This window comes from Aeromonas sanarellii (assembly GCF_000820085.1).
GTDB classification, from domain to species: domain Bacteria; phylum Pseudomonadota; class Gammaproteobacteria; order Enterobacterales; family Aeromonadaceae; genus Aeromonas; species Aeromonas sanarellii.
Map to the genome: position 1 here is coordinate 10,497 of NZ_CDBN01000029.1, position 23,199 is coordinate 33,695.

The 23,199-nt window shown below is 63.6% G+C and carries 21 protein-coding genes; 15 read left to right on the forward strand and 6 right to left on the reverse strand.

Going from position 1 to position 23,199, the window contains the following annotated elements; all coding sequences use genetic code 11:
* From exeE to exeC, 3 genes are read right to left on the reverse strand one after another with little or no spacing between them, the layout of a single operon-like run.
* Complete coding sequence (gene exeE, locus BN1132_RS05920; protein WP_042075906.1) at positions 1-1,506, reverse strand: GspE family T2SS ATPase variant ExeE; 1,506 nt, start codon at positions 1,504-1,506, stop codon at positions 1-3.
* Positions 1,506-3,578 (reverse strand): GspD family T2SS secretin variant ExeD, encoded by a 2,073-nt coding sequence (exeD, locus tag BN1132_RS05925; RefSeq protein WP_042075908.1) that lies wholly within the window; start codon positions 3,576-3,578, stop codon positions 1,506-1,508. Before exeD ends, exeE begins: the two co-directional genes overlap by 1 nt.
* Before the next feature lie 21 nt (positions 3,579-3,599).
* Positions 3,600-4,454, reverse strand: a complete 855-nt coding sequence (gene exeC, locus BN1132_RS05930; RefSeq protein WP_280136282.1) for a GspC family type II secretion system variant ExeC — start codon at positions 4,452-4,454, stop codon at positions 3,600-3,602.
* A gap of 213 nt (positions 4,455-4,667) precedes the next feature.
* On the opposite strand from exeC, the gene hslR reads away from it, so the two are divergent.
* From hslR to BN1132_RS05965, 7 genes are all read left to right on the forward strand, one after another.
* A complete protein-coding gene (hslR, locus tag BN1132_RS05935; protein ID WP_042075911.1) occupies positions 4,668-5,066 on the forward strand; it encodes a ribosome-associated heat shock protein Hsp15 in 399 nt (132 codons plus the stop codon).
* Between the two features lie 103 nt (positions 5,067-5,169).
* A complete protein-coding gene (gene hslO, locus BN1132_RS05940) occupies positions 5,170-6,054 on the forward strand; it encodes an Hsp33 family molecular chaperone HslO (protein WP_042075914.1) in 885 nt (294 codons plus the stop codon).
* A 149-nt stretch (positions 6,055-6,203) separates the two neighbouring features.
* On the forward strand, positions 6,204-7,829 hold the full coding sequence (pckA, locus tag BN1132_RS05945) for a phosphoenolpyruvate carboxykinase (ATP) (protein ID WP_042075916.1): 1,626 nt from the start codon (positions 6,204-6,206) through the stop codon (positions 7,827-7,829).
* A gap of 176 nt (positions 7,830-8,005) precedes the next feature.
* Positions 8,006-8,671: a GntR family transcriptional regulator gene (locus BN1132_RS05950; RefSeq protein WP_042075918.1), complete on the forward strand. Its 666-nt coding sequence runs from the start codon at positions 8,006-8,008 to the stop codon at positions 8,669-8,671.
* Positions 8,672-8,704: 33 nt separating this feature from the next.
* The gene (locus BN1132_RS05955) at positions 8,705-10,507 is read left to right on the forward strand and encodes an aminopeptidase P family protein (protein WP_042075920.1); all 1,803 of its coding nucleotides are present in this window, start codon (positions 8,705-8,707) and stop codon (positions 10,505-10,507) included.
* A gap of 137 nt (positions 10,508-10,644) precedes the next feature.
* Positions 10,645-11,097 carry a GNAT family N-acetyltransferase gene (locus tag BN1132_RS05960; protein ID WP_042075923.1) on the forward strand — a complete coding sequence of 151 codons (453 nt, stop codon included), beginning with the start codon at positions 10,645-10,647 and terminating at the stop codon, positions 11,095-11,097.
* Between the two features lie 128 nt (positions 11,098-11,225).
* A complete protein-coding gene (locus tag BN1132_RS05965; protein ID WP_042075925.1) occupies positions 11,226-11,696 on the forward strand; it encodes an outer membrane lipoprotein in 471 nt (156 codons plus the stop codon).
* Positions 11,697-11,773: 77 nt separating this feature from the next.
* On the opposite strand, the gene BN1132_RS05970 is transcribed toward BN1132_RS05965, so the two are convergent.
* Positions 11,774-12,736 carry a CYTH domain-containing protein gene (locus BN1132_RS05970; protein ID WP_042075926.1) on the reverse strand — a complete coding sequence of 321 codons (963 nt, stop codon included), beginning with the start codon at positions 12,734-12,736 and terminating at the stop codon, positions 11,774-11,776.
* A gap of 170 nt (positions 12,737-12,906) precedes the next feature.
* Here BN1132_RS05970 and BN1132_RS05975 point away from each other — a divergent pair, with 170 nt between their 5' ends.
* Together BN1132_RS05975 and BN1132_RS05980 are read left to right on the forward strand one after the other, a co-directional pair.
* Positions 12,907-13,587, forward strand: coding sequence for a TIGR00153 family protein (locus BN1132_RS05975; RefSeq protein ID WP_042075928.1), 681 nt, complete (start codon positions 12,907-12,909; stop codon positions 13,585-13,587).
* Between the two features lie 23 nt (positions 13,588-13,610).
* Positions 13,611-14,876, forward strand: coding sequence for an inorganic phosphate transporter (locus BN1132_RS05980; protein WP_042075931.1), 1,266 nt, complete (start codon positions 13,611-13,613; stop codon positions 14,874-14,876).
* A 110-nt stretch (positions 14,877-14,986) separates the two neighbouring features.
* Here the strand turns inward: BN1132_RS05980 and BN1132_RS05985 are convergent, their stop codons facing one another.
* The gene (locus BN1132_RS05985; RefSeq protein WP_042075934.1) at positions 14,987-16,225 is read right to left on the reverse strand and encodes a multifunctional CCA addition/repair protein; all 1,239 of its coding nucleotides are present in this window, start codon (positions 16,223-16,225) and stop codon (positions 14,987-14,989) included.
* A 229-nt stretch (positions 16,226-16,454) separates the two neighbouring features.
* Here BN1132_RS05985 and BN1132_RS05990 point away from each other — a divergent pair, with 229 nt between their 5' ends.
* The 5 genes from BN1132_RS05990 to mltC all read left to right on the forward strand — a co-directional run bounded on the left by BN1132_RS05990 (position 16,455) and on the right by mltC (position 21,410).
* The gene (locus tag BN1132_RS05990; protein ID WP_042075936.1) at positions 16,455-18,098 is read left to right on the forward strand and encodes an ExeA family protein; all 1,644 of its coding nucleotides are present in this window, start codon (positions 16,455-16,457) and stop codon (positions 18,096-18,098) included.
* Positions 18,098-18,781 carry a GspB family T2SS assembly factor variant ExeB gene (gene exeB / locus BN1132_RS05995; protein WP_042075938.1) on the forward strand — a complete coding sequence of 228 codons (684 nt, stop codon included), beginning with the start codon at positions 18,098-18,100 and terminating at the stop codon, positions 18,779-18,781. The genes BN1132_RS05990 and exeB overlap by 1 nt, the downstream gene beginning before the upstream one ends.
* 86 nt (positions 18,782-18,867) lie before the next feature.
* Positions 18,868-19,953, forward strand: coding sequence for an A/G-specific adenine glycosylase (mutY, locus tag BN1132_RS06000; RefSeq protein WP_042075940.1), 1,086 nt, complete (start codon positions 18,868-18,870; stop codon positions 19,951-19,953).
* Complete coding sequence (locus tag BN1132_RS06005; protein WP_010675742.1) at positions 19,950-20,222, forward strand: oxidative damage protection protein; 273 nt, start codon at positions 19,950-19,952, stop codon at positions 20,220-20,222. Before mutY ends, BN1132_RS06005 begins: the two co-directional genes overlap by 4 nt.
* Before the next feature lie 84 nt (positions 20,223-20,306).
* On the forward strand, positions 20,307-21,410 hold the full coding sequence (gene mltC / locus BN1132_RS06010) for a membrane-bound lytic murein transglycosylase MltC (RefSeq protein WP_042075942.1): 1,104 nt from the start codon (positions 20,307-20,309) through the stop codon (positions 21,408-21,410).
* Between the two features lie 59 nt (positions 21,411-21,469).
* Here the strand turns inward: mltC and BN1132_RS06015 are convergent, their stop codons facing one another.
* Positions 21,470-21,850, reverse strand: coding sequence for a YgiW/YdeI family stress tolerance OB fold protein (locus tag BN1132_RS06015; protein WP_042075944.1), 381 nt, complete (start codon positions 21,848-21,850; stop codon positions 21,470-21,472).
* Between the two features lie 235 nt (positions 21,851-22,085).
* Between BN1132_RS06015 and BN1132_RS06020 the strand changes: the two genes are divergently transcribed.
* Complete coding sequence (locus tag BN1132_RS06020) at positions 22,086-23,093, forward strand: SGNH/GDSL hydrolase family protein (RefSeq protein ID WP_042075946.1); 1,008 nt, start codon at positions 22,086-22,088, stop codon at positions 23,091-23,093.
* The last annotated feature ends 106 nt before the right edge of the window (positions 23,094-23,199 follow it).

Genomic DNA, 23,199 nt, shown 5'->3' on the forward strand with positions numbered 1-23,199 from the left:
TCAGTCTTCCCGGGTCACGCGCAGTACCTCTTCGAGGCTGGTCTGGCCCTGCAGGACCTTGTCGATGCCGTCGCGGCGGATGCTGGGGGTATGGGCCCGGATCAGCCGCTCGATGGCGAGCTCGCCGCTGGCACCGTGAATCGCCTCGCGCACCGCCTCATCCACCACCACCAGCTCGTGGATGCCGGTCCGGCCGCGATAGCCGGTGTGGTTGCACTGCTCGCAGCCCACCGGGCGCCAGATCTGCTGATCCGGTGGAAGATCCAGCCCCATGGCGAGGCGCTCCTGCTCGGTGATTGGGTGCGCGGTGCGGCAATCCAGGCAGAGGGTGCGCACCAGCCGCTGGGCCAGAACCGCCAGCAGGGACGAGGAGAGCAGGAAGGGCTCTATCCCCATGTCCCGCATCCGGGTGATGGCGCCGATGGCGGTGTTGGTGTGCAGGGTCGACATCACCAGGTGACCGGTCAGCGACGCCTGCACCGCTATCTGGGCGGTCTCGAGGTCGCGGATCTCCCCCACCATCACCACGTCCGGATCCTGACGCAGGATGGCGCGCAGGCCACGGGCGAAGGTCATGTCCACCTTGCTGTTGACCTGGGTCTGGCCCACCCCTTCGAGGTCATACTCGATAGGGTCTTCCACCGTGAGGATGTTGCGATCCCGGGAGTTGATCTCGGACAGGGCCGCATAGAGGGTGGTGGACTTGCCCGAACCGGTCGGCCCCGTCACCAGTATGATGCCGTGGGGCTTGCGAATGAGATCGCTGATGATGTTGCGGTTGGCGAGCGTCATGCCGAGCTGCTTGAGCTCGAGGCGCACGTTGTTCTTGTCCAGCAGTCGCAGCACCACCCGCTCGCCGTAGCTGGAGGGCATGGTGGAGACCCGCACGTCCACGGCGCGGCCGCCGATGCGCAAGGAGATGCGGCCATCCTGGGGCACCCGCTTCTCGGCGATGTCCATCCGCGACATCACCTTGATACGCGACACCAGCAGGGAGGCGAGCTTGCGATGGGGCCGCAGTATCTCCCGCAGCACGCCGTCGATGCGAAAGCGAATGACCAGGGCCCGCTCGAAGGTCTCGATGTGGATGTCGGACGCCTCCTCCTTGATCGCCTCGCTCAGCATGGCGTTGATGAGGCGGATGATGGGGGCGTCGTCGTCGGCGTCCAGCAGATCTTCGCTCTGGGGCAGCTCCTCGGCCAGGGCGAAGAAGTCCATCTCGTTGCCGAGATCCTCCATCAGCTGGCGCGCCTCGGAGGAGTCGCGCTGGTAGTGGGCCATCAGGAGCGTCTCGAACTCGTCGCTGCCAAGCTGTTCCACCTGGAAGGCGCAACCCGCCACCCGCCGCACCTCCAGCAGGGTCTGCGGGGTCACGCCCTGGCGACAGAGCAGCACTGGGGTCCCCTGGCGCTCGGTCAGGATGACCCCGAAGTTGCGGGCGAAGGCGAACGGCAGTTCCGGCAAGGAGGCCGGCAGCTCGCTGCCATCGAGCTGATAGGCGGCCATCAGGGCTTGCTCTGCACGAAGGGTTGGCTCTGGGGCTGCTGCACTGGCTGCTGCACCATGGGTCTCACCACAGTGGTCGACTGCTGCTGCGCCTTCATCAATTCGATCTGCTTCTGCACCTCGGGGGAGAGCATCACGTCCTGGCCGTAGGCGGGCAACACCTGGCGGGTCGGCGAGGTGGCATAGCCCTCCTGGGCGGCCAGGTTCAGCTGCTCGGCGCGGAACAGGGTGTACTTGTTGCTGGAGACCCCGGTGTAGACGTTGGCGTCACGCAAGATGGTCGGCCGGATGAAGACCATGAGGTTGCGCTTGGCCGTGGTATTGGAGGTGGAGCGGAACAGGTAGCCCAGCACGGGGATGTCCCCGAGCAGCGGCACCTTGGAGACCTGCTCCTTGGTCTGTTCGTCCATCAGGCCGCCCAGCACCACTGTCTCGCCGCTCTTGACCAGCACGGCGTTCTTCACGGTGCGGGTATCGAAGGTGGGGCCCAGGTTCGCGGTCCCGGTCGCCTGGGTCTGGGCCACGCTGGAGACCTCCTGCTCGATGTTGAGCAGCACCGAGTCCCCCTCGTTGATCTGGGGCGTCACCACCAGCTTGGTGCCCACCGTCTTGCGCTCTATGGTGTTGAACACCTGATCGCTGGTGGTGGAGCTCTGGGAGCCGCTCTGCACCGGCACTTCCTGGCCGACGTTGAAGGAGGCTTCCTTGTTGTCCATGGTGACGATACTCGGGGTCGAGAGGATGTCGTTCTTGGTGTTGGTGGAGAGCGCCGTCACCAGGGCGGCCCAATCCCCCTTGTAGAAGCCCGCCGCCATGCCGCTGAAATCACTGAGCAGGTTTTCGAGCCCGTCGGTGTTGCCGTTGTCGTCGTAATCCTTGCCCGCGATGATGGCGGGGCCGATGGGCAGGCCGGTATTGGTGAACTGGGTGCCGCCGCCGTTGGCGTTGGCCCATTGCACCCCGAGGTTGAGGCCGTCACCGTCCTGGATCTCGACGATGATGGCCTCCACCAGCACCTGGGCACGGCGGATGTCGAGCTTGGCGATCACCTGCTCCAGCTCGGCCATGACGTCCGGCTGGGCGGTGATGACCAGGGCGTTGGTGGTCTCGTCCGCGGAGATGGCGAGCTGGCCGCCCCCAATGCTGGCGCCGCCGGCGGCCGTGGCCGCGGCCCCCCCCTTCTTGTCCGCCGCGATGCTGGAGCTGACGCCCTTGAGCACGTCCACCAGATCCTTGGCCTTGCCATATTTCAGATAGAAGACCCGGGTGTTGCCCTGGCTCTGCAGATCCCGGTCGAGCTGACGCACCATCTGGATGATGCGGGCCCGAGCCTTGGGCTCGCCGCTGATCACCACGGAGTTGGTGCGCTCGTCGGCCACCACCTTGGGGGAGAGCAGCAGGGAGGCGTTGGCCCCCTGATTGCTGCCGTCCTTGTTCAGATTGGTCACCAGCCGCACCATCTCGCCGGCGGAGGCGTACTTGAGCTTGATGACGTCCATGTCCTGGTCACCGGCCTTGTCCACCCGGCGCACCACCTCCACCAGGCGATTCACCACGGCCGCCCGGCCGGTGATGAGCAGCACGTTGGAGGGTTCGTAATGGACCACGTTGCCGCCGCCGGCGTTGTCGTTGAGCTGGCGCAGCAGGGGGGCCAGCTCGCGCACCGACACGTTGCGCACCGGCACCACCCGGGTCACCATCTCGTCGCCCACACCGGGATTGCTGTCATCCACCACGGGAATGGCCGAGGTCTTGGCATCCTTGGAGCGCACCACCTTGAGGACCCCGTTGTTCATGGGCACCACGGCGAAGCCGTAGACGTCGAGCACGCTCAGGAAGAACTGGTAGTACTGATCCTCGTTGAGCAGATCGTAACTGCGCACATTGATCTTGCCGCGCACCGAGGGCTCGATGATGATGGTCTTGTTCAGGTTCTTGCCGACCGTGTTGATGAACTCTTCGATGTCGGCGTTCTTGAAGCTGGCGGAATATTCGGTGGCCCAGGCAGAACCGGCCATCATCAAGGCTGCCGCCACAGTGGCGAGACGCCAGTGCTTCCCTTTATTTGTCATTCTTGGTGCTACTCCGATTCATTATTCTGACAAGCCGACATACACGTCGTAGAGCTGTCCTTGCCGCTCGACGGTGACGGTCATTTCCGTGGCACCCGCCACCTGCTGCATCGCCTGCATGGCCTGTGCGTTGTCACGGAGATCCAGGCCATTGATGCTGACCGCCAGATCGTTGGCGACCAGACCGAGCTGATTGAACACTTCCGGATTGCGGCCTGGATTGAGACGATAGCCGACCATGCGGCCATCCACCCGGACCGGGGAAATATTGAGGTAATCGGTGATCTTGCCTGGATTGCTCAGCAACTCGCTGCGCACCGAGGAGAGCTTGTCGTCCTGGGTGCCCTGCCTGGGCAGCGGCTTGCCATACTCTTCCCCGTCCAGCATCAGGGTCTCGTCGCGCCCCTCCCGGGCGATGATGACCCGGTCGGCGAACACCTGGCGGATCTTGGCCTGGGTGCCGTCGATGTAGTCACCTATGCCATAGGAGTTCTGCAATCCGTTGTGGGCGATGATGGCGATGGACTTGGCCGGATCGGAGCTCGCCAGCACCCCGTTGAGCTGGGCGTTGAGCTGGGTCTTGGGGGCATCGGCTGCGACGGCATCTGCCACCTTGCCGCCCTTGGGCTGCTGCGCCTTGCCAAACAACGAGAGGCGGCTGACATTGGCGATATCCAGGCGATTGCCGCCACTGCCCTGGGCCGAGGTGACCGATGGCTGCCAGGGGACGCTGCGGGATGGCTGGGCCAGTTCGAACAGGCGCCAGGTGAGCACGGCGCACTGCTGCGCCAGCAACAAGAGCAGCAGCCAGAACAGGGGCTGGCTGAAACGGGAGAGTGGTACGGCCTTGCAGCGAGCCAGAAGGGGGCTCAGCAAGTCATCCCTGAACGGTAGCGTCATCTTTATCAAAATTGTCTGGCATCCAAGTCGGTTGGCTATTGTGTACGGCAATGGACCCAGAGACAACCGACCGGATGGGATGAGGGGGTGAAAATCCAGATCCCGTCACACCGCCGTTCTCCCTGTTTCTATCCCCCCCCTTGCCTCTGGTATAATCAGGCGCCCTTTTCAGCCACACGGAGCCGATTCATGCCAAATCTAGCAGAAAACAGCACTCAGGTACGGCTCGACAAGTGGCTGTGGGCCGCCCGCTTCTACAAGACCCGCAGTCTGGCACGGGATCAGATCGACGGCGGCAAGGTCCACTACAACGGCCAGCGCAGCAAACCGGGCAAGACCGTCGAGGTCGGCGCCCTCGTCCGTTTCTGGCAGGGCCAGGACGAACGGGAGGTACGGGTGCTGCAGGTGAGCGAGCAGCGCAAGTCCGCCCCCCTGGCGCAGCAGCTCTATGAAGAGACCGCCGAGAGCCTGAAGAAACGGGCCGAGAACAGCGAGGCCAGGCGCTTCAACAGCCAGTTTGCCCCGAGCCCGGAACGCCGCCCCGACAAGCAGGAGCGGCGCCAGCTGATCAAGGTCAAGCAATCCTAATCTGCCTGTGTGGCCCCTTTATGACGACAGGTGGGGGAATTAGTTCCTAACCACCTGTTTAACAATGTATTTATTTTCCCCAAGAACATCCTAGGACAACATGATGAGTAACCAAGATCTCCTGTATCGCTATCTGTTCGAAGAGTACGAAGTGCGGGGGGAGCTGGTCCAGCTGGATCGTACCTATCGTCACATCATCGATGCCCAGAACTACCCGGTACAGGTACAGCAACTGCTGGGCGAGCTGCTGGTCGCCACCAGCCTGCTGACCGCCACCCTCAAATTCGAGGGCTCCATCACGGTGCAGTTGCAGGGGGACGGCCCGGTGCGTCTGGCGGTGATCAACGGCGATCACAACCAGCAGTTGCGTGGCGTGGCCCGCTACGAAGGGGAATTGCCGACGGACGGCAAGCTGCAGAGCCTGATCGGCCAGGGTCAACTGGTGATCACCATTACCCCGGAACAGGGTGAGCGCTATCAGGGCATCATCGCCCTCGAGGCCGATACCCTGGCGACCTGCCTGGAGCAGTACTTCGCCCAGTCCGAGCAGCTCGCCACCAAGCTCTGGATCCGAACCGGCCACCATCAGGGCGAGCCCCGCGCCGCCGGCATCCTGCTGCAGGAGCTGCCCGCCCAGAGCGAGGATCACAGCGCCGACTTCGAACATCTGGAGCAGCTCACCAGCACCATCAAGGACGAGGAGCTGTTCGGTCTGGAAGCGGAAGAGATCCTCTACCGCCTCTACCACCAGGACAAGGTGCGGGTGTTCGATCCCCAGGCCATCGAGTTCCGCTGCACCTGCTCCCGCGCCCGCTGTGAAGGAGCCCTGCTGCAGATAGAGAAGGAGGAGGCGGTGGCCATGGTGCAGGAGCTCGGCAAGATCGACATGCACTGCGACTACTGCGGTGCCCACTACGAATTTGACGGCATCGACATCGAAACCCTGTTCAGCAGGGCTCCCGGTAATGATGCAAACCAGTTACACTAATCAAAGGCGGGCAAAACCCGCCTTTAACTTAAATAACAAAAAAATACCCTATTTTATAAAGTTTGATGGCGATCGCTAAAAACTACCACCTAGGTGGTAGCATGGACGTCAGATAGAACCCTACACACCTCTGAACCCAGGAGAATACAATGACAATCGTGGTAGAACCCGCCCTGGCCCAACAACTGAAGCTGGACCAGTACGGTATCAAAAACAGCCAGGAAATCGTTCGCAACCCCTCCTATGAGCAGCTTTTCGCAGAAGAGACTCGCCCTGACTTGGAAGGCTTCGAACGTGGCGTCGTCACCGAGCTCGGCGCGGTCAACGTCAACACCGGCATCTTCACCGGTCGCTCCCCGAAAGATAAATATATCGTCAAGGACGGCACCACCCAGGATACCGTGTGGTGGTCTGACCAGGGCAAGAACGATAACAAGGCGATCACCCCGGAAGTGTGGTCACATCTGAAATCCCTGGTGACCAAGCAGCTCTCCGGCAAGCGCCTGTTCGTGGTGGACGGCTTCTGCGGCGCCAACCCGGATACCCGCCTGGCCGTGCGCATCATCACCGAGGTGGCCTGGCAGGCGCACTTCGTGAAGAACATGTTCATCCGCCCGAGTGAAGCCGAGCTGGAAACGTTCGAACCTGACTTCGTGGTGATGAACGGTGCCAAGTGCACCAACCCGAACTGGAAGGAGCAGGGTCTCAACTCCGAGAACTTCGTCGCCTTCAACATGACCGAGAAGATGCAGCTCATCGGTGGCACCTGGTACGGTGGCGAGATGAAGAAGGGCATGTTCTCCATGATGAACTACTTCCTGCCCCTACGCGGCATTGCCTCCATGCACTGCTCCGCCAACGTGGGCAAGGACGGCGACGTCGCCATCTTCTTCGGCCTCTCCGGCACCGGCAAGACCACCCTCTCCACCGATCCCAAGCGTCAGCTGATCGGCGATGACGAGCACGGCTGGGACGACCACGGCGTGTTCAACTTCGAAGGGGGCTGCTACGCCAAGACCATCAAGCTCTCCGAAGAGGCGGAACCGGACATCTACCACGCCATCCGTCGCGATGCGCTGTTGGAGAACGTGACCGTGGCGGCCGATGGCACCATCGACTTCGACGATGGTTCCCGCACCGAGAACACCCGGGTCTCCTACCCCATCTACCACATCGACAACATCGTCAAACCGGTCTCCAAGGCGGGTCACGCCACCAAGGTGATCTTCCTGACTGCCGACGCCTTCGGTGTGCTGCCCCCGGTCGCCAAGCTGACCAAGGAGCAGACCAAGTACCACTTCCTGTCCGGCTTCACCGCCAAGCTGGCCGGCACCGAGCGCGGCATCACAGAGCCGACCCCGACCTTCTCCTCCTGCTTCGGCGCGGCCTTCCTCAGCCTGCACCCGACCAAGTACGGCCAGGAGCTGGTGAAACGGATGGAAGCGGCAGGGGCAGAGGCCTATCTGGTGAACACCGGCTGGAACGGCACCGGCAAGCGGATCTCCATCAAGGACACTCGCGCCATCATCGACGCCATCCTGGATGGTTCCATCGAGCAGGCGCCGACCAAGGTGCTGCCGATCTTCAATCTGGAAGTGCCGACCGAGCTGCACGACGTGAACCCGGGCATCCTCGACCCGCGCGACACCTATGCCGATCCTACCCAGTGGGACGCAAAAGCCGTGGACTTGGCCCAGCGCTTTATCAAGAACTTCGAGCGCTTCACCGACAATGAAGAGGGCAAACGCCTGGTAGCGGCGGGCCCGCAGCTGTAAAACGGGCGGATCGCCAGCCCCCATCCCGTACCGGTCAGCCCTGCTGACCGGTATTTTTTTGGACGATGCGCGACGTATGACTCCCGCCAAGCCTTGCCTTGTGGCCCCTTGCGCGTTAGATTCAGCCAAACTTTATACAATATACAATTTTGTAACGATTCCCCTGTGACCCGATCATGACCCCACCCTACAAGACCCGCACCCAGATGGTGATGGAGAACCTGCGCGGCCGGATATTGCGTGGGGAATTTCCCGCTGGCGCCCCCCTGCGTCAGGACGCCCTCGCCAAGGAGCTGGCGGTGAGCCGGATCCCGGTGCGGGAAGCCCTGATGCAGCTGGAGGCCCAGGGGCTGGTGAAGTTCGAGGCCCATCGCGGTGCCGTGGTCACCATGCTGGACGCCTCGGCCATCGAGGAGCTCTTTTATTTGCGGGCGCTGCTGGAAGCCGATACCCTGTTCCACGCCGTCGACAAGATGACGGAAGCCACCTTCGCCGAGGCGGAGGCCATCCTCGCCCAGTTCGATCTGGCGCTGGAGTCCGGCACCCAGATCGAGCACTGGGCCGAGTTGAATCACCGCTTTCACGCCACCCTCTATCAGGCTGCCAATCGCCCCCAGGCACTGGAGCTGATCGCCCAGATCAATCTGAGCTGCGACCGCTATGTGCGCTTCGAACTGCTGTTCGCCCAGGGCGGTGTGGACAAGGCCGAGCGTGAGCACGCCCGGCTGCTGGAGCTGTGCCGCACCCGCCGCAAGCACGAGGCAGTGGTGCTGCTAAAGCAACACATCGAGGCGGCAGGCCAGTCGATCAGACAGATCCTGGCAGGCAGCCACCATCCATGAACACTCACATCACCACAATCTGGCAATAACGACATGAATCATTTCGAGATTATTGAAACCCGCGTCGCCCAGGTCAGGGCCACACTGGCCACGTTGGAACTGGACGCCTTCATCGTTCCCCACGACGACGAGCACCTGGGGGAGTACATTCCCGCCCATGCCGAGCGGCTGGACTGGATCACGGGTTTCAACGGCTCCGCCGGTCTCGCCATCATCATGGCGCAGCGGGCGGCCCTGTTCATCGACGGTCGTTATACGGTGCAGGCACGCATGCAGGCGCCGGCCGAGCTGTTCGAATTTCTCCATCTGGTGGAAGCTCCCCACGTGCAGTGGCTGGCGGAGCAGCTGCCTGCCGGCGCCCGGGTCGGTTTCGACGCCCGCCTGCACAGCCTGGCCTGGTACCAGAACGCCAGGGCCGTGTTGGCGGATCGCGGCATCGCGCTGGTGCGGGTGGACGAGAACCCCATCGATCTGCACTGGGTCGATCGCCCGACCCCGGCCAAGAGCCCGGTCATCCTCTACAGCGAAGCGCTGGCGGGCCAGTCCAGCCAGGCCAAGCGCGAGATGCTGGCCAGCGATCTGCGCAAGCGCGGACTGGATGCGGTGCTGCTGACCCAGGCCGAGCCCATCAACTGGCTGCTCAACCTGCGCGGCCGTGACGTGGAGCGGCTGCCGGTCGTGCTGGGTTTTGCGGTGCTCTACGCCAACACCAGCATGGATTTCTTCGTCGACACCGACAAGATCGACTGCTTCGCCTTCAGCCAGCACGTGGGCCAGGATGTCTCCGTCTACCCCATCGACAAGCTGGGTGACGTGCTGCAACGCATCGGCGAGGATCAGCAGAAGGTGCTGGCCGACCCCAACACCGCCAACGCCTGGACCCAGCTCGTCATGGAAGAGGCGGGCGCCATCCTGGTGGCCGGTCAGGACCCGACCATGCTGCCCAAGGCGTGCAAGAACGAAGTGGAGCTGGCCGGCATGCGCGCCGCCCACCTGCGCGACGGCGTCGCCGTCACCCGTTTCCTCGCCTGGCTGGACCGGCTGGTCGCCAGCGGCTCCTTCGAGGGGGTGGATGAAGGCACTCTGGCCGACCGGCTGGAAGCCTTCCGCCACGAGCAGGAGCACTACGTCGAGCCGAGCTTCGACACCATCTCGGCGCTCGGCCCCAACGCCGCCATGTGCCACTACCGCCACACCAACGGCGTGCCGCGCGCCTTCGGCCAGGACAGCATCTATCTGGTGGACTCCGGCGCCCAGTATCTGGATGGCACCACCGACATCACCCGTACCGTGAAGGTGGGTGAAGTGAGCGATGAGCACAAGGCCATGTTCACCCGGGTGCTGCAGGGTCACATCGCGCTGGATCAGGCCCGCTTCCCCCGCGGCACCGCCGGCATCCAGCTCGACGTGCTGGCCCGCATGCCCCTGTGGCAGGCCGGCTACAACTATGACCACGGCACCGGCCACGGGGTCGGTCACTTCCTGAGCGTGCACGAAGGCCCCCAGCGCATCGCCCCCAAGGGCAGCCTGGTGGCGCTGCAACCGGGCATGGTGCTCTCCAACGAGCCGGGTTACTACCGGGAAAACGGGTTCGGCATCCGCTGCGAGAACCTAGTGGTGGTGACAGAGCAGGAGGCGCGGGGCGAGCTGCCGATGCTCGGCTTCGAGCGGCTGACCTATGTACCGTTCGATACCCGCCTCATCGATCGCAGCCTGCTGAGCCCGGCGGAATTCCGCTGGATCAACGAATACCATGCCGAGGTCTATCGTCGTCTTAGCCCGCTGCTGGACGGCGAGGATCTCGCCTGGCTGGAGCAGGCGACCAGCCTCCTCTGATGACACAGGGCCTGCGGGCCCTGTTTTTTTGCCCGCCGTCGGCCGGGGCAACCCCTTGCATCAAGCCGGTCACCCTTCTACCCTGTGCCCTTTTTGTGCCGCCGCCCGGCGGCAGAGACCTTATGCCAGGAGCCCGGATGCAGCCTCCCCCCGTTTTGCGCATTGCCACCCACGCCGACATGCACGCCATAGGACGGCTCGACGCCGACATCTTCGGTGAGGATGTCTATCCCCCCTTCTTCTTCCGTCAGGCCATGGATTTGTGGCCCGATCTACTGGTCGTGGCGGAGCGGGAAGGCAGGCTGCTGGGCTATGCCCTCGGGGGACTCGGTCAGGATCGGTCGCAGGGCTGGCTGCTCTCCCTGGCGGTGCGCCCCGAGGCGCGCGGCTTCGGTCTGGCAGAACGCATGATGCGGCGGGTAGAGCAGGGGCTGGCGACTCTGCGAGTCGCCCGGATCAGGCTGACCGTGGATCCGGCCAATCCGGCCCAGCGCCTCTACCTGCGGCTCGGTTATTCCTTGCTGGCCGAGGAGGCGGGCTACTTCGGCCCGGGTGAGGATCGCCTGCTGCTGGAGAAGACCCTGGGCTGACCCGTTCGGGGGGTGGTGCACCATACCCCTCATAAATGGTTACATTTTGCAGGTTTGACGAGCAATCTGGTTGGCGTAAAGTGGAATCCATCACCCGATTAAACCTATGCCTGCCCAGGAGGCCCATCATGTTGAAACGCATTGCTCTCGTCACCCTGCTGGCCGCCACCACAGCCCTCACGGGCTGCGCCAACAGCGACGTCTACTCCGGCGATGTCTACACCAAGGATCGCGCCAAGCAGGTACAGACCGTCAGCTACGGCACCATAGTCTCCACCCGCCCGGTCAAGATCCAGGCCGATGAGAACTCGGTGCTCGGCACCATAGGCGGCGCCGTGGTCGGCGGCCTGCTCGGCAGCACCATAGGCGGTGGCCGTGGCAGCGACATCGCCGCCGCCGGCGGTGCCATCGCCGGTGCCGCCGCCGGCAAGGCGGCCGGTGACAAGCTCAACCAGGTCGATGGCGTCGAGCTCGAGATCAAGAAAGAGAACGGCGAGTCCATCGTGGTGGTGCAAAAAGCCAGCCCCACCTTCGTACCCGGCGCCCGGGTTCGCATGACCCAGGGCAATGGCAGCATCAACGTGGCCGTGGTGAACTGATCGCCTCCATCGGACGCCATAAAAAAGGTGAGCCCAGGCTCACCTTTTTTATCCGTCTTGTCTGCCGCCATGCCGGCTCAGGCCTCCTGATGCAGCCAGGCCGCGATGGCCAGTTGCAGACCCACCATACCGGCATCATGAAGCAGGGCGCGAAGTGACCCCGCCTCCCCCGCCGCCACCAGCAGGCGCTGCTGTACCAGGAACCCGGGCAACCAGGACGGAGCCGGGGTCAGGGCGCCGGCGGCCTCGGCCACCAGGGCCCCCCCTTCCAACAGGGCGTGCAGCGCCCGTTGCCGCTCGTCATCATCGCCACTCTCAAGCCAGAGCTGCTCATGGTGCTGCCAGTGTTGCAGGCCAAGGCCGATGCGCTCCTGCTGCGTCCGACCCCCGACATCTGGCAAGGGCTGCACGGTCAGCGGCTTGCCGAGCCCCGCCAGCCGGTAGCCGCGCTGCGCCTTGGACTGGGCCCCCAACCTGAGCCCGCCCAGCGTCGCCAGCCTCGCCGCCAGGGCGAACAGGGCGCCGGCCTCGCCGGACTTGATCTCCAGCTCGAGCTCGTCGATCCCGGTGCGTCCCAGAGCGCCGACAATCTCCCCCCGATCCCAGGCCAGCTCGATCTCGGCACGCTCTCCGGCGCTCTCGAATGCGATCAGCCAGTGGCGGCGCAGAAAGTCGGTGCTGAACTGGGCCACCAGCCGGGACTGGATCTCGTCGCGCACGGCCAGGCTCGGCCAGATCTCTTCGGGGAAGGTCGCCAGGGTCGGCAACTCACCCTCGATCGGGGCATTGTACTCGGGCCTGGCGTGCAGCCCTCCCACCGCCTGACCCCGGCATTTGATGGTCTGCTCGGAGAAATGGTCGCTGCGGCGGATGCGCAACCCCATGTCGAGGCGGCGCAGATCCAGAGCGGGGGTGTCGAAATAGACATTGCCGAGCCTTGCCTGATCGGAGGAGATAATTTCAAGCGAATTCAGAAAGTTGGAGAGAGAATCTTGAATATTGCTGGTGATGAAAAACTTTATCTCGATCTCAGTTTGCATAGTCATTCCGGGCGGGCAGGCAACTTTGGGGGGCATGATCCGGATCGCGGGGATATAATGCCAGCGATAGATTCAGGATTAATTCACGGTTTTATTGATGGCACAGTTCGGTTACCATGCGCCCCTCATAAAATCGTATCGAGTGTTTTTTCACCGACACAGGTTTGGCCATGCCAGTAAATACTATTTTGGGTCTTTTTGCCAAGTCCCCCATCAAGCCGCTGCAGAAGCATATCGTCAAGGTTCACGTGTGCTGCGAACAGCTCATTCCCTTCTTTGATGCCGTTGCCGAAGAGCGCTGGGAAGATGCCGAGAAAATCCGGCAACAGATCGCCCAGCTGGAAAAAGAAGCGGACATTCTCAAGCGCGAAATTCGCCTGAAACTCCCCCGCGGCCTGTTCCTGCCGGTCGCCCGTACCGATCTGCTGGAGCTGTTGACCCAGCAGGACAAGATTGCCAACCGTGCCAAGGATATTTCCGGCCGCATGCTTGGCCGCAAGATGGAATTCCCCACCGAGATGCGTGCCGATTTCATGGCCTATCTCAAACGCTGTATCGATGCGACCGCCCAGGCCGAGAAAGCCATCAAAGAACTCGATGAGCTGCTCGAAACCGGCTTTAAAGGACGTGAAGTTGAAATGGTTGCCGAGATGATCCACCAGCTGGATCTCATCGAGGACGATACTGACACCATGCAGATCGGGCTGCGCCAACAGCTGCAAGCCGTTGAGCACAAGTACAATCCGATCGACGTTATGTTCCTCTACAAGATCCTCGAATGGGTAGGTGACCTGGCAGATCAGGCCGAGCGCGTTGGCGCCCGCCTGGAACTGATGCTGGCTCGTTCGTAATCGACTGACTGGGTAAACACTGAATGGACATTATCGCGAATTACGGCACCACCCTGGTGCTCGTGGCGGCCTTGTTCGGCTTTTTGATGGCCTGGGGCATTGGTGCGAACGACGTCGCCAACGCCATGGGCACATCGGTCGGCACCAAATCCCTGACCATACGCCAGGCGATCATCATCGCCATGATCTTCGAGTTCGCCGGCGCCTACCTGGCCGGTGGTGAAGTGACCGCCACCATCCGCAACGGCATCATAGACACCAGCGCCTTCGCCGATACCCCGGATCTGCTGGTGCTCGGCATGATAGCCTCCCTGCTGGCGGCGGGAGCCTGGCTGATCCTGGCCTCCTACTTCGGCTGGCCCGTCTCCACCACCCACTCCATCATCGGCGCCATCGTCGGCTTCGGGGTGGTGAGCATAGGTCCGGAAGCGGTGCAGTGGAGCAAGTTTGGCGGCATCGTCGGCTCCTGGGTGGTCACCCCGGCCATCTCCGGCATCATCGCCTACTTCATGTTCATCAGCGTGCAGAAGCTCATCTTCAACACCGACAACCCGCTCGCCAACGCCAAGCGCTATGTTCCCTTCTACATGTTCCTGACCGCGCTGGTGATCTGCCTGGTGACCATCAAGAAGGGTCTGACCCACGTCGGCCTGCACCTGAGCGATGGCGAGGGGATCCTGCTCTCCGTCGCCATCTCGGTGGCCCTCTCCATCGGCGGCTGGTTCTACATTCGCGGCCAGAAATACAACCCGCAGGATGACAACAAGATGCACTTCGCCAACGTGGAGAAGGTATTCGGCATCCTGATGGTGATCACCGCCTGCGCCATGGCCTTCGCCCACGGCTCCAACGACGTGGCCAACGCCATAGGTCCGCTCTCCGCCGTGGTCTCCACCGTGGAAAGCGCCGGCCAGATCAGCGGCAACAGCCACATCGCCTGGTGGATCCTGCCCCTTGGCGGCATAGGCATCGTCATCGGTCTGGCCACCATGGGCGAGAAGGTGATGGCGACCGTCGGCACCGGCATCACCCACCTGACCCCGAGCCGCGGCTTCGCCGCCCAGCTGGCCACCGCAGCCACCGTAGTGATCGCGTCGGGGACCGGCCTGCCCATCTCCACCACCCAGACCCTGGTGGGTGCCGTGATGGGGGTAGGCCTGGCCCGCGGCATCGCCGCCCTGAACCTGGGTGTGCTGCGCAATATCGTGATCTCCTGGGTGATCACCCTGCCCGCCGGCGCCATCCTGGCCATCGCCATCTTCTATGTGCTGCAGGCCTGCTTCTCCTAATCGCCTCCCGGCGACAGCAAAAAGCCCGAGTCAGTGACTCGGGCTTTTTTACGCTTCTCTTTTGCCTCAAACGGTCGATGACGCTGCGCCAACCGCCCCGACACAGACACTTATTCTTCGATGAAGGTCCACTCGTCGCGCACCCGGCTGATGGCGTCGAGCCGTCGCTTGCCGAGCTGCTCGCGGATCGCCTCCCCCTTGAAGCCCGCCGCCACTATCTCCTTCACCGGCACCGCCGTGGCCGCCTCCAGCGCCTGGGCCACGTAGTCCGGCTGGCTGTAGACCTTCTCCTCGAAACCGGTGCGACCGTGGAAGTCGGCGCGGCAGGCATCCAGCAACTGGGCGAAACGCTCCGGTCTGCGCCAGGCATCGGCCTTGTCGAACACCTTCAGCAGGGTCGCCGGCTTGAGCTCGAAGGCGATGTGGATGTGGGTGTGCAGATCGCTCACCAGCAGGGCCAGATCACGGCACTCGTTCGGTACCCGGAAGCGCTCGCAGAAGTCGCGAATGAGCGGCAGCCCCTTCTGTCCGTGGCCGTGGTGGCTCGGCCAGAACGCCGGCGGGGTCAGTCCCTTGCCGAAGTCGTGGCACAGGGCGGCGAAACGCACGGTCAGCTCGGGGGAGAGGCGGCACGCCTGTGCCAGCACCATCATGGTGTGGATGCCGGTGTCGATCTCCGGATGCCACCTGGCGGGGGCCGGCACCCCGAACAGGGCCTCCAGCTCGGGGAAGAGCGCCTTGAGGGCTCCACATTCACGCAGCACCTCGAAGAAGACCTGGGGGGTCGGCCCCAGCAGCACCTTCTCCAGCTCCTTCCAGACCCGCTCCGGGGTCAGGTGGGCGAGCTCGCCGGCGTCGGTCATCTCCCTCATCAGCCCCAGCGTCTCCGGGGCCACCACGAAGCCCTGGCCGTGGAAGCGGGCCGCGAAGCGCGCCACCCGCAGGATGCGCAGGGGATCCTCGGCAAAGGCCGGGGAGACGTGGCGCAGCAAGCGACGCTCAAGGTCCTCGAGGCCGCCATAGGGATCGTGCAGTTGCCCACCCTCGTCTTCGGCGATGGCGTTGATGGTGAGATCCCGGCGCAGCAAGTCCTGCTCGAGCGTCACCTCGGGATCCGCGTGACAGACGAAGCCGGTATAGCCCCGCCCCTGCTTGCGCTCGGTACGCGCCAGGGCGTACTCCTGATGGGTGCTGGGGTGGAGAAACACCGGGAAGTCGCGGCCAACCTGGGTGAACCCCAGCGCCAGCATCTGCTGCACGGTAGCACCGACCACCAGGTGATCCCTGTCTCCCTGCGGCAATCCCAACAGGCGATCCCGGACCGCCCCCCCGACCAGATAAATCTGCACGCGCACTCTCCTTCGATAAACCTGCCCCGATGATACCGCTTTTGGCCGCCAGAGACGATGACGCCCCCTCCACCAATCCGGGGTGGGCCCTCAGGTTATGGTCCATGATCATCATCATCCGGGCACAATGGCCCTCGCCGTTCGAGCCAGCCCCTCTTATGGAGCCCGGGTCTTTGACTTCCCTCTGGGGAGGCTTTAACCTGCCGCCATAACAATGGAATGGATCCTTATGTACACACAGTTCTTCGGTCTGTCGGAGCCCCCGTTCTCCATCTCGCCCAACCCCAAATACCTCTACATGAGCGAACGCCACGGAGAGGCCCTCGCCCATCTCAACTACGGGTTGCAGGACGGGGGGGGCTTCGTGCTGCTCACCGGAGAAGTGGGCACGGGCAAGACCACTGTCTCCCGCTGCCTGCTGCAGCAGTTGCCCGCCGACACCGAGATCGCCTACATCCTCAACCCCTCCCTGACCGAGCGGGATCTGCTGGCGGCCATCTGCGACGAATACCAGCTCGTTTACGAGCAGGAAGCCAGTCTCAAGCAGCTGTTCGATCTCATTCGCGACCATCTGCTGGTCAACCTGGCGGCGGGCAAGCGCAGCGTCGTACTGGTGGATGAAGCCCAGCATCTGCTGCCCGGCGTGCTGGAGCAGTTGCGACTGCTCACCAACCTGGAGACCGACGAGAAGAAGCTGCTGCAGGTGGTGCTCATCGGCCAGCCCGAGCTGCAGCAGATGCTGCGCCAGCCGCTGCTGCGCCAGCTGGCCCAGCGCATCACGGCCCGCTATCACCTGCTGCCGCTCTCCTGCCAGGACGTGGACGCCTACGTGCGCTTCCGGCTGCAGGTGGCCGGCTGCGTCCAGCCCATCTTCACCCCCAGGGCCATCCAGACCCTACATCGCCTCTCCGGCGGCATTCCGCGCCTCATCAACCTCATCTGCGACCGTGCCCTGATCGCCGCCTTCGCCCGCGGCAGCCACAAGATAGTGCACGGCGACATCAGCCAGTCCGCCTTCGAGGTGAGCGGCATTCGCGACGAGGGGAGCTGGCAGTCCAGCCTCACCGTGACCCTGGCGGGCGCCCTGCTGGTCGCCGCCGGCTGGTGGGGCTGGCAGTTCTTCGGTGTCTTCCCCGCCCGCCCCCTGGTCAAGGTGGAGGTGCCGGTCAAGGTGGATGACACGCCGGAGCAGCTGGAGCAGCTGACCCGCGCCATCAATCAGGCGATCTCACCCGACGTGGCTATGCAGAACCTCTACAGGGTCTGGGGCTACCAGACCGAGCTGGAGGAGGCGACCTGCGACAATGCCCCCCGCGCCGGCCTGCGCTGCCAGGAAGGGGACGCCTCCCTGGCCCAGCTGCAGGCCCTGCAATACCCGGCCCTTATCAGCCTGACCGACGAGACGGGCGGCCTCTATTACGCCACCCTGGTGGGTCTGGGGGCGGACAAGGCCTCCCTGCTCATCGGCAACCAGAGCTGGCAGGTGGACAGACAGTGGCTCTCCGACGCCTGGGGGGGCAGCTACACCCTGCTCTGGCGCATGCCCAGGGGCAATCTGACCCTGATCGGCAGCAATGCCGCGCCGGCCCAGATCCAGTGGCTGGACAACGCCCTGAGCCGAGCCCTGCAACAGCCGGATCGCAAGGTGAGCCGCTTCGACGCCACCCTCAAGAACAAGTTGCAGCAGTTCCAGCGCGAGCAGGGGCTGACCCCGGACGGCATCGCCGGCAGCAATACCCTGCTGCGCCTGAACGTGATGGCCGGGGAGCCCATGCCCAGGCTGGAGGATGAATCCCTGCGCGCCAATACCCCGGTCGACCTCGACAGCGTGGCGGACGACGACATGGAACCCATGGTTGAGGAGGCCTCCTGATGTCTACCCTGCTCAAGGCCCTGCGCCGGGCCGATCAAACCCAGTTCACCCCCCACATGCCGCTCATGGGCCTGCCCATGGGCCAGGAAGAGGAGCCCGGACGCCGCTGGATCTGGTGGCTGCTGGCCCCCCTTGCCCTGGTGATGGGGGCGGGTGCCAACTATGGCTGGCACCTCTATCACCTCAAACCCATAGAGCAGCAGGTCGAGATCAAGGAGGTGGTGACGCCGCCCTTCGTGCGGGTCGAACCCAGGCCCATGATCACCCGCCCGTTGCCCCCGCCGCTGCCGGAGCCCGTGGTCGCCCCCAGGCCCACCGCGGCGACGCCGGCGACCGCCACCGCCAGCCAGGGCGAGAGCCTGGCCGAACGCCTGATGGCCGCCCTCAACAACACCCCGCTGGTGGAAGAGACGGCGCCGCAGGCCCAGGTCCAGACCAGCGCCATTCCCCTCAGCGCCCTGCCCTCAGCCTTGCAGCAGCAGGTACCGCAGATGACCTACGGCGCCCACAACTACTCCTCCGACCCGGCCAAGCGGGCCGTGGTACTCAACGGACGGGAGTGGCGAGAGGGGAACGAGATAGCCCCGGGCGTACTGCTGGCGGCCATCGCCCAGGATTACATCGTCCTGCAGGTCGGCGGCCAGTACGCCAGTCTCAAGGCGCTGCAGGACTGGCGCGGTTAGTCCGGCCGAACCGGCCGATCACCCGCCACTGTCCATTCAGAGGGAGCCCGAGAGCTCCCCTTTTTCATCCATAATATGAGCACAATGTGAGCAACTCGAACGACACCACCTTCGCCGGCCGCATTCTGGACTGGTACCAGATCCACGGCCGCAAGACCCTGCCCTGGCAGCAGGACAAGACCCCCTACCGGGTCTGGATCTCCGAGATCATGCTGCAACAGACCCAGGTCGCCACGGTTATCCCGTATTATCAGCGCTTTATGGCCCGCTTCCCCGATGTGCTGGCGCTGGCGGATGCCCCCATCGACGAGGTGCTGCACCACTGGACCGGGCTTGGCTACTACGCCCGCGCCCGCAACCTGCACAAGGCGGCCGTGCAGATCCGCGATCTGCACGGCGGCCTGTTCCCGGAGCGGCTGGAGGAGGTGATGGCGTTGCCCGGCATCGGTCGCTCCACCGCCGGGGCCGTGCTCTCCCTCTCCCTGGGCCAGCCCCACGCCATCCTGGACGGCAACGTGAAGCGGGTACTCACCCGCTGGCTGGCGCTGGCGGGCTGGCCCGGTCAGAAACAGGTGGAGAACGATCTGTGGGAGCTGGCGACCCGCCTCACCCCCAGGGTCGGGGTGGCCCAGTACAACCAGGCCATGATGGACATGGGAGCCACCGTCTGCACCCGCAGCAAGCCCGCCTGCGAGCGCTGCCCGGTGCGGGACGATTGCCAGGGGCTGTCGCAGGGCAACCCCACCGCCTATCCCCACAGCAAGCCGAAGAAGAGCATCCCGGCCCGCAGCGGCATCATGCTGATCATCCGCCAGGGGGATCAGCTGCTGCTGGAGAAGCGCCCCCCCCAGGGGATCTGGGGCGGGCTCTACTGCTTCCCCCAGGTGGAATCCCTCGCCGAGGTGGCTGGGCGCCTGCAAGGCTTGGGGCTGGATGGCACCGACTATCGGGAGCTCGCTGGATTTCGCCACACTTTCAGTCACTTCCACCTCGATATCCGCCCTTTGCTGATCGAAATGGCTGCGCCGCCGCCCCCCATGCTCATGGAAGCGGATTCCCGACTCTGGTATAACTTACGCCATCCTGCCGAGGTGGGATTGGCGGCGGCCACGGCCCGCCTGCTCGCCTACCCGGACTTACACCCCGACTTGCAACCACAGAGGTCAACATGAGCCGTACCGTATTCTGCCTGCGCCTGAAAAAAGAGGCGCCGGGTCTCGATTTCCAACTCTACCCCGGTGAACTCGGCAAGCGGATCTTCGACAACATCAGCAAGGAAGCCTGGACCGAGTGGCAGAAGAAGCAGGTGATGCTGATCAACGAGAAGAAGCTGAACATGATGAACCTCGAGCACCGCCAGTTGCTGGAAAAAGAGATGGTCAGCTATCTGTTTGACGCGGGTGAAGTCCAGATCGACGGCTATACCCCGCCCAGCCAGTAAGCCGAGAGAGCGCCAAACGGTGGCACCTCTCCTGGCTCGAGCCAATCAGTGACGGGCGGCCCCACCGCCCGGTTTGAGGATCTTATGGGTCGATTTTTTGGGCTGCTGTGCGCCCTGCTGTTTCTCTCTGCCTGCTCATCCTCTCCCCAGAACGGCGGGAGCGACGATGATGATCTGGTCAACGGCAAGGACGTGCGCGGCTTTGAACACATGATCAGTGCGCTCTCCCACAACGTGAACGAGATATGGGGGCGCGAGGCGCTGTTCGCCGGCAAGTTCGACTACGTCAAGTACACGGATCAGTACAAGAGCCGGGCCCACATCGACTTCTCGGGTGGTCGCATCATGGTGGAGACGGTCTCCGGCCTAGACCCCCGTGCCCACCTGCGCCGTGCCATCATCGAGACCCTGCTGACCCCGGACGATCCGGCGGAAGTGGATCTCTATTCGGACAGGGAGATCATGCCCGGGGGCGAGCCCTTCCTCTATGGCCAGGTGCTGGACAACCAGGGGCAGCCGATCCGCTCCAGCTGGCGCGCGGAGCGCTATGCCGACTACCTGCTCGACACGGCGATGAAGAAGCGCACCCTGGGGATCCGCAACATCTTCTTCATCGACATCCCCATGGTGGCGAACCACGAGGACAGGCGGGGTTACAAGTACGCCAGCATCATCCGTGACGCCTCCCGCAAGTATGGGGTCGCCGAGAGCCTGATCTATGCGGTGATCAAGACGGAGAGCAGCTTCAACCCCTATGCGGTCAGCCATGCGAACGCCTATGGCCTGATGCAGGTGATACCGGCCACCGCCGGGCGGGATGTCTATGTGCGGGTCAAGGGGAAGAACGGACAGCCGACCCGGGAAGATCTGTTCAACCCGGCCTACAACATCGACGTGGGGACCGCCTATCTGCACCTGCTGCAAACCGTCTATCTGGCGGACATCCAGGATCCCCAGTCCCGCCGCTATGCGGTGATCTCCGCCTACAACGGCGGTGCAGGCGGGGTGCTCAACACCTTCTCCAGCAACCGCAAGGCCGCCCCGGACATGATCAACCGGCTCTCCCCCGAGGCAGTCTATCAGGTGCTGACCGAGCAGCATCCCAAGGCGGAGGCGCGCCGCTACCTCTACAAGGTCAACCAGGCCGAGAAGGGGTTCAAGCGAACCGTCGCCAGTCGGGCCGGCTGACGACGTCCAAAGAAAGAGGGGCGCTGATAGCGCCCCTCTTGCTGCTGACTGTTTGTCCCTCACTTGGCGATAAAGCCGCCCTTGCTCTGGGGAGCCGCCCCCACCTTCTCCAGGTGCTCCACCTCGACCTCGGTCTTGTTCCAGCTGTGGTCCACCTCGCCGCGCACGCGGATCAGATCGTCCGGACCCACTTCGGTGCCGCGCCACACATCCCCGTCCACTTCCACTTCCACTTCGCCGCTGTCATCTCGGAACATGTAGTTTTCACCGCCAAGATGCTTGACCAGCTTGCCTTCCAGGGTCACCCACTGGTCATCGGCCACGTCTTTCAACTGGGCGACCGAGACCTTGTTCTGCTCCTTGGGACCGGTGTAGGCCGCCATGGCGAAGGAAGAGACGGACATCAGTGCCACCAGGGCGATTGCCTTTGCTTTGTTCATTTCATGCTCCTGTCATTGGGGTATGCAGGCATCTTGCCCGGCTGTGCGTGAAACAAACGTGAAGCCTCCCCATCCAGGGGGGGCGATGTGACCGCAATCGCTTTAATGGCCCGAAGCGGCTGCAAACATGTATTCGAATGGATAGCTTCCTGCCTGGCCAAGCGGGTTCCCAGCCCGCGGCCATCGAGGAACAGCCCGCAGGCCTCGCCTGCCTTCAACCCATGAGAATACCCAGATGAACAAATGGCTTCTGTGTTTATTGGGGCTAGTCGCGCTGACGGCCCAGGCCACCGAGACACGCCCCCCCTTCTCCCGCATCGTGATGTTCGGCGACAGCCTCTCCGATACCGGCAAGATGTACGGCAAGATGCGGGGTTACCTCCCCTCCAGCCCGCCCTATTACCAGGGCCGCTTCTCCAACGGCCCCGTCTGGCTGGAGCAGCTGACCCAGCAGTTTCCCGGGCTGACCATCGCCAACGAGGCGGAAGGGGGAGCCACCGCCGTGGCCTACAACAAGATCTCCTGGAATCCCAAGTACCAGGTGATCAACAACCTGGACTACGAGATCACCCAGTTCCTAGAGAAGGACAGCTTCAAGCCGGACGATCTGGTGATCCTCTGGGTCGGCGCCAACGACTACCTGGCCTATGGCTGGAACACCGAGCAGGATGCCAGGCGAGTGCGCGACGCCATCAGTGACGCGGCCAACCGCATGGTGCTGGGTGGCGCCAAGCAGATACTGCTGTTCAACCTGCCGGATCTCGGCCAGAACCCCTCGGCCCGCAGCCAGAAGGTGGTGGAGGCGGCCAGCCATGTCTCGGCCTACCACAACCAGCTGTTGCTGAACCTGGCTCGCCAGCTGGCGCCCACCGGCATGGTGAAGCTGTTCGAGATCGACAAGCAGTTCGCCGAGATGCTGCGCGAGCCGCAGAACTTCGGCCTGAGCGACACCGAGAACGCCTGCTATGGCGGCGGCTACGTGTGGAAACCATTCTCTTCCCGCAGCGCCACCACCGACAGCCGACTGGCCCCCTTCAGCGCGCAGGAGCGCCTCGCCATCGCCGGCAACCCCCTGCTGGCCCAGGCCGTTGCCTCCCCCATGGCGCGCCGCAGTGCGGGTGAGCTGAACTGCGAGGGCAAGATGTTCTGGGACCAGGTCCACCCCACCACAGTGGTGCACGCCGCCCTGAGCGAGCGGGCCGCCGCCTTCATCGAGCAGGAGTACGAGTTCATCGCCCGGTGATGCTCCTCTTATGCAGCAGGCCGACGTCCGTCGGCCTGTTTTGATCCCTTCATCGAGTGTTTAATGAACACCCCATATGACACCCGTCACAATTCGGATTCATACT

What these genes read in the sequence shown, in the direction of transcription:
- exeE (WP_042075906.1), bottom strand. Translation starts at nt 1,506, where the DNA reads ATGGCCGCCTATCAGCTCGATGGCAGCGAGCTGCCGGCCTCCTTGCCG.
- exeD (WP_042075908.1), bottom strand. Translation starts at nt 3,578, where the DNA reads ATGACAAATAAAGGGAAGCACTGGCGTCTCGCCACTGTGGCGGCAGCC.
- hslR (WP_042075911.1), top strand. Translation starts at nt 4,668, where the DNA reads ATGCCAAATCTAGCAGAAAACAGCACTCAGGTACGGCTCGACAAGTGG.
- hslO (WP_042075914.1), top strand. Translation starts at nt 5,170, where the DNA reads ATGAGTAACCAAGATCTCCTGTATCGCTATCTGTTCGAAGAGTACGAA.
- pckA (WP_042075916.1), top strand. Translation starts at nt 6,204, where the DNA reads ATGACAATCGTGGTAGAACCCGCCCTGGCCCAACAACTGAAGCTGGAC.
- BN1132_RS05950 (WP_042075918.1), top strand. Translation starts at nt 8,006, where the DNA reads ATGACCCCACCCTACAAGACCCGCACCCAGATGGTGATGGAGAACCTG.
- BN1132_RS05955 (WP_042075920.1), top strand. Translation starts at nt 8,705, where the DNA reads ATGAATCATTTCGAGATTATTGAAACCCGCGTCGCCCAGGTCAGGGCC.
- BN1132_RS05960 (WP_042075923.1), top strand. Translation starts at nt 10,645, where the DNA reads ATGCAGCCTCCCCCCGTTTTGCGCATTGCCACCCACGCCGACATGCAC.
- BN1132_RS05965 (WP_042075925.1), top strand. Translation starts at nt 11,226, where the DNA reads ATGTTGAAACGCATTGCTCTCGTCACCCTGCTGGCCGCCACCACAGCC.
- BN1132_RS05970 (WP_042075926.1), bottom strand. Translation starts at nt 12,736, where the DNA reads ATGCAAACTGAGATCGAGATAAAGTTTTTCATCACCAGCAATATTCAA.
- BN1132_RS05975 (WP_042075928.1), top strand. Translation starts at nt 12,907, where the DNA reads ATGCCAGTAAATACTATTTTGGGTCTTTTTGCCAAGTCCCCCATCAAG.
- BN1132_RS05980 (WP_042075931.1), top strand. Translation starts at nt 13,611, where the DNA reads ATGGACATTATCGCGAATTACGGCACCACCCTGGTGCTCGTGGCGGCC.
- BN1132_RS05990 (WP_042075936.1), top strand. Translation starts at nt 16,455, where the DNA reads ATGTACACACAGTTCTTCGGTCTGTCGGAGCCCCCGTTCTCCATCTCG.
- exeB (WP_042075938.1), top strand. Translation starts at nt 18,098, where the DNA reads ATGTCTACCCTGCTCAAGGCCCTGCGCCGGGCCGATCAAACCCAGTTC.
- BN1132_RS06005 (WP_010675742.1), top strand. Translation starts at nt 19,950, where the DNA reads ATGAGCCGTACCGTATTCTGCCTGCGCCTGAAAAAAGAGGCGCCGGGT.
- mltC (WP_042075942.1), top strand. Translation starts at nt 20,307, where the DNA reads ATGGGTCGATTTTTTGGGCTGCTGTGCGCCCTGCTGTTTCTCTCTGCC.
- BN1132_RS06015 (WP_042075944.1), bottom strand. Translation starts at nt 21,850, where the DNA reads ATGAACAAAGCAAAGGCAATCGCCCTGGTGGCACTGATGTCCGTCTCT.
- BN1132_RS06020 (WP_042075946.1), top strand. Translation starts at nt 22,086, where the DNA reads ATGAACAAATGGCTTCTGTGTTTATTGGGGCTAGTCGCGCTGACGGCC.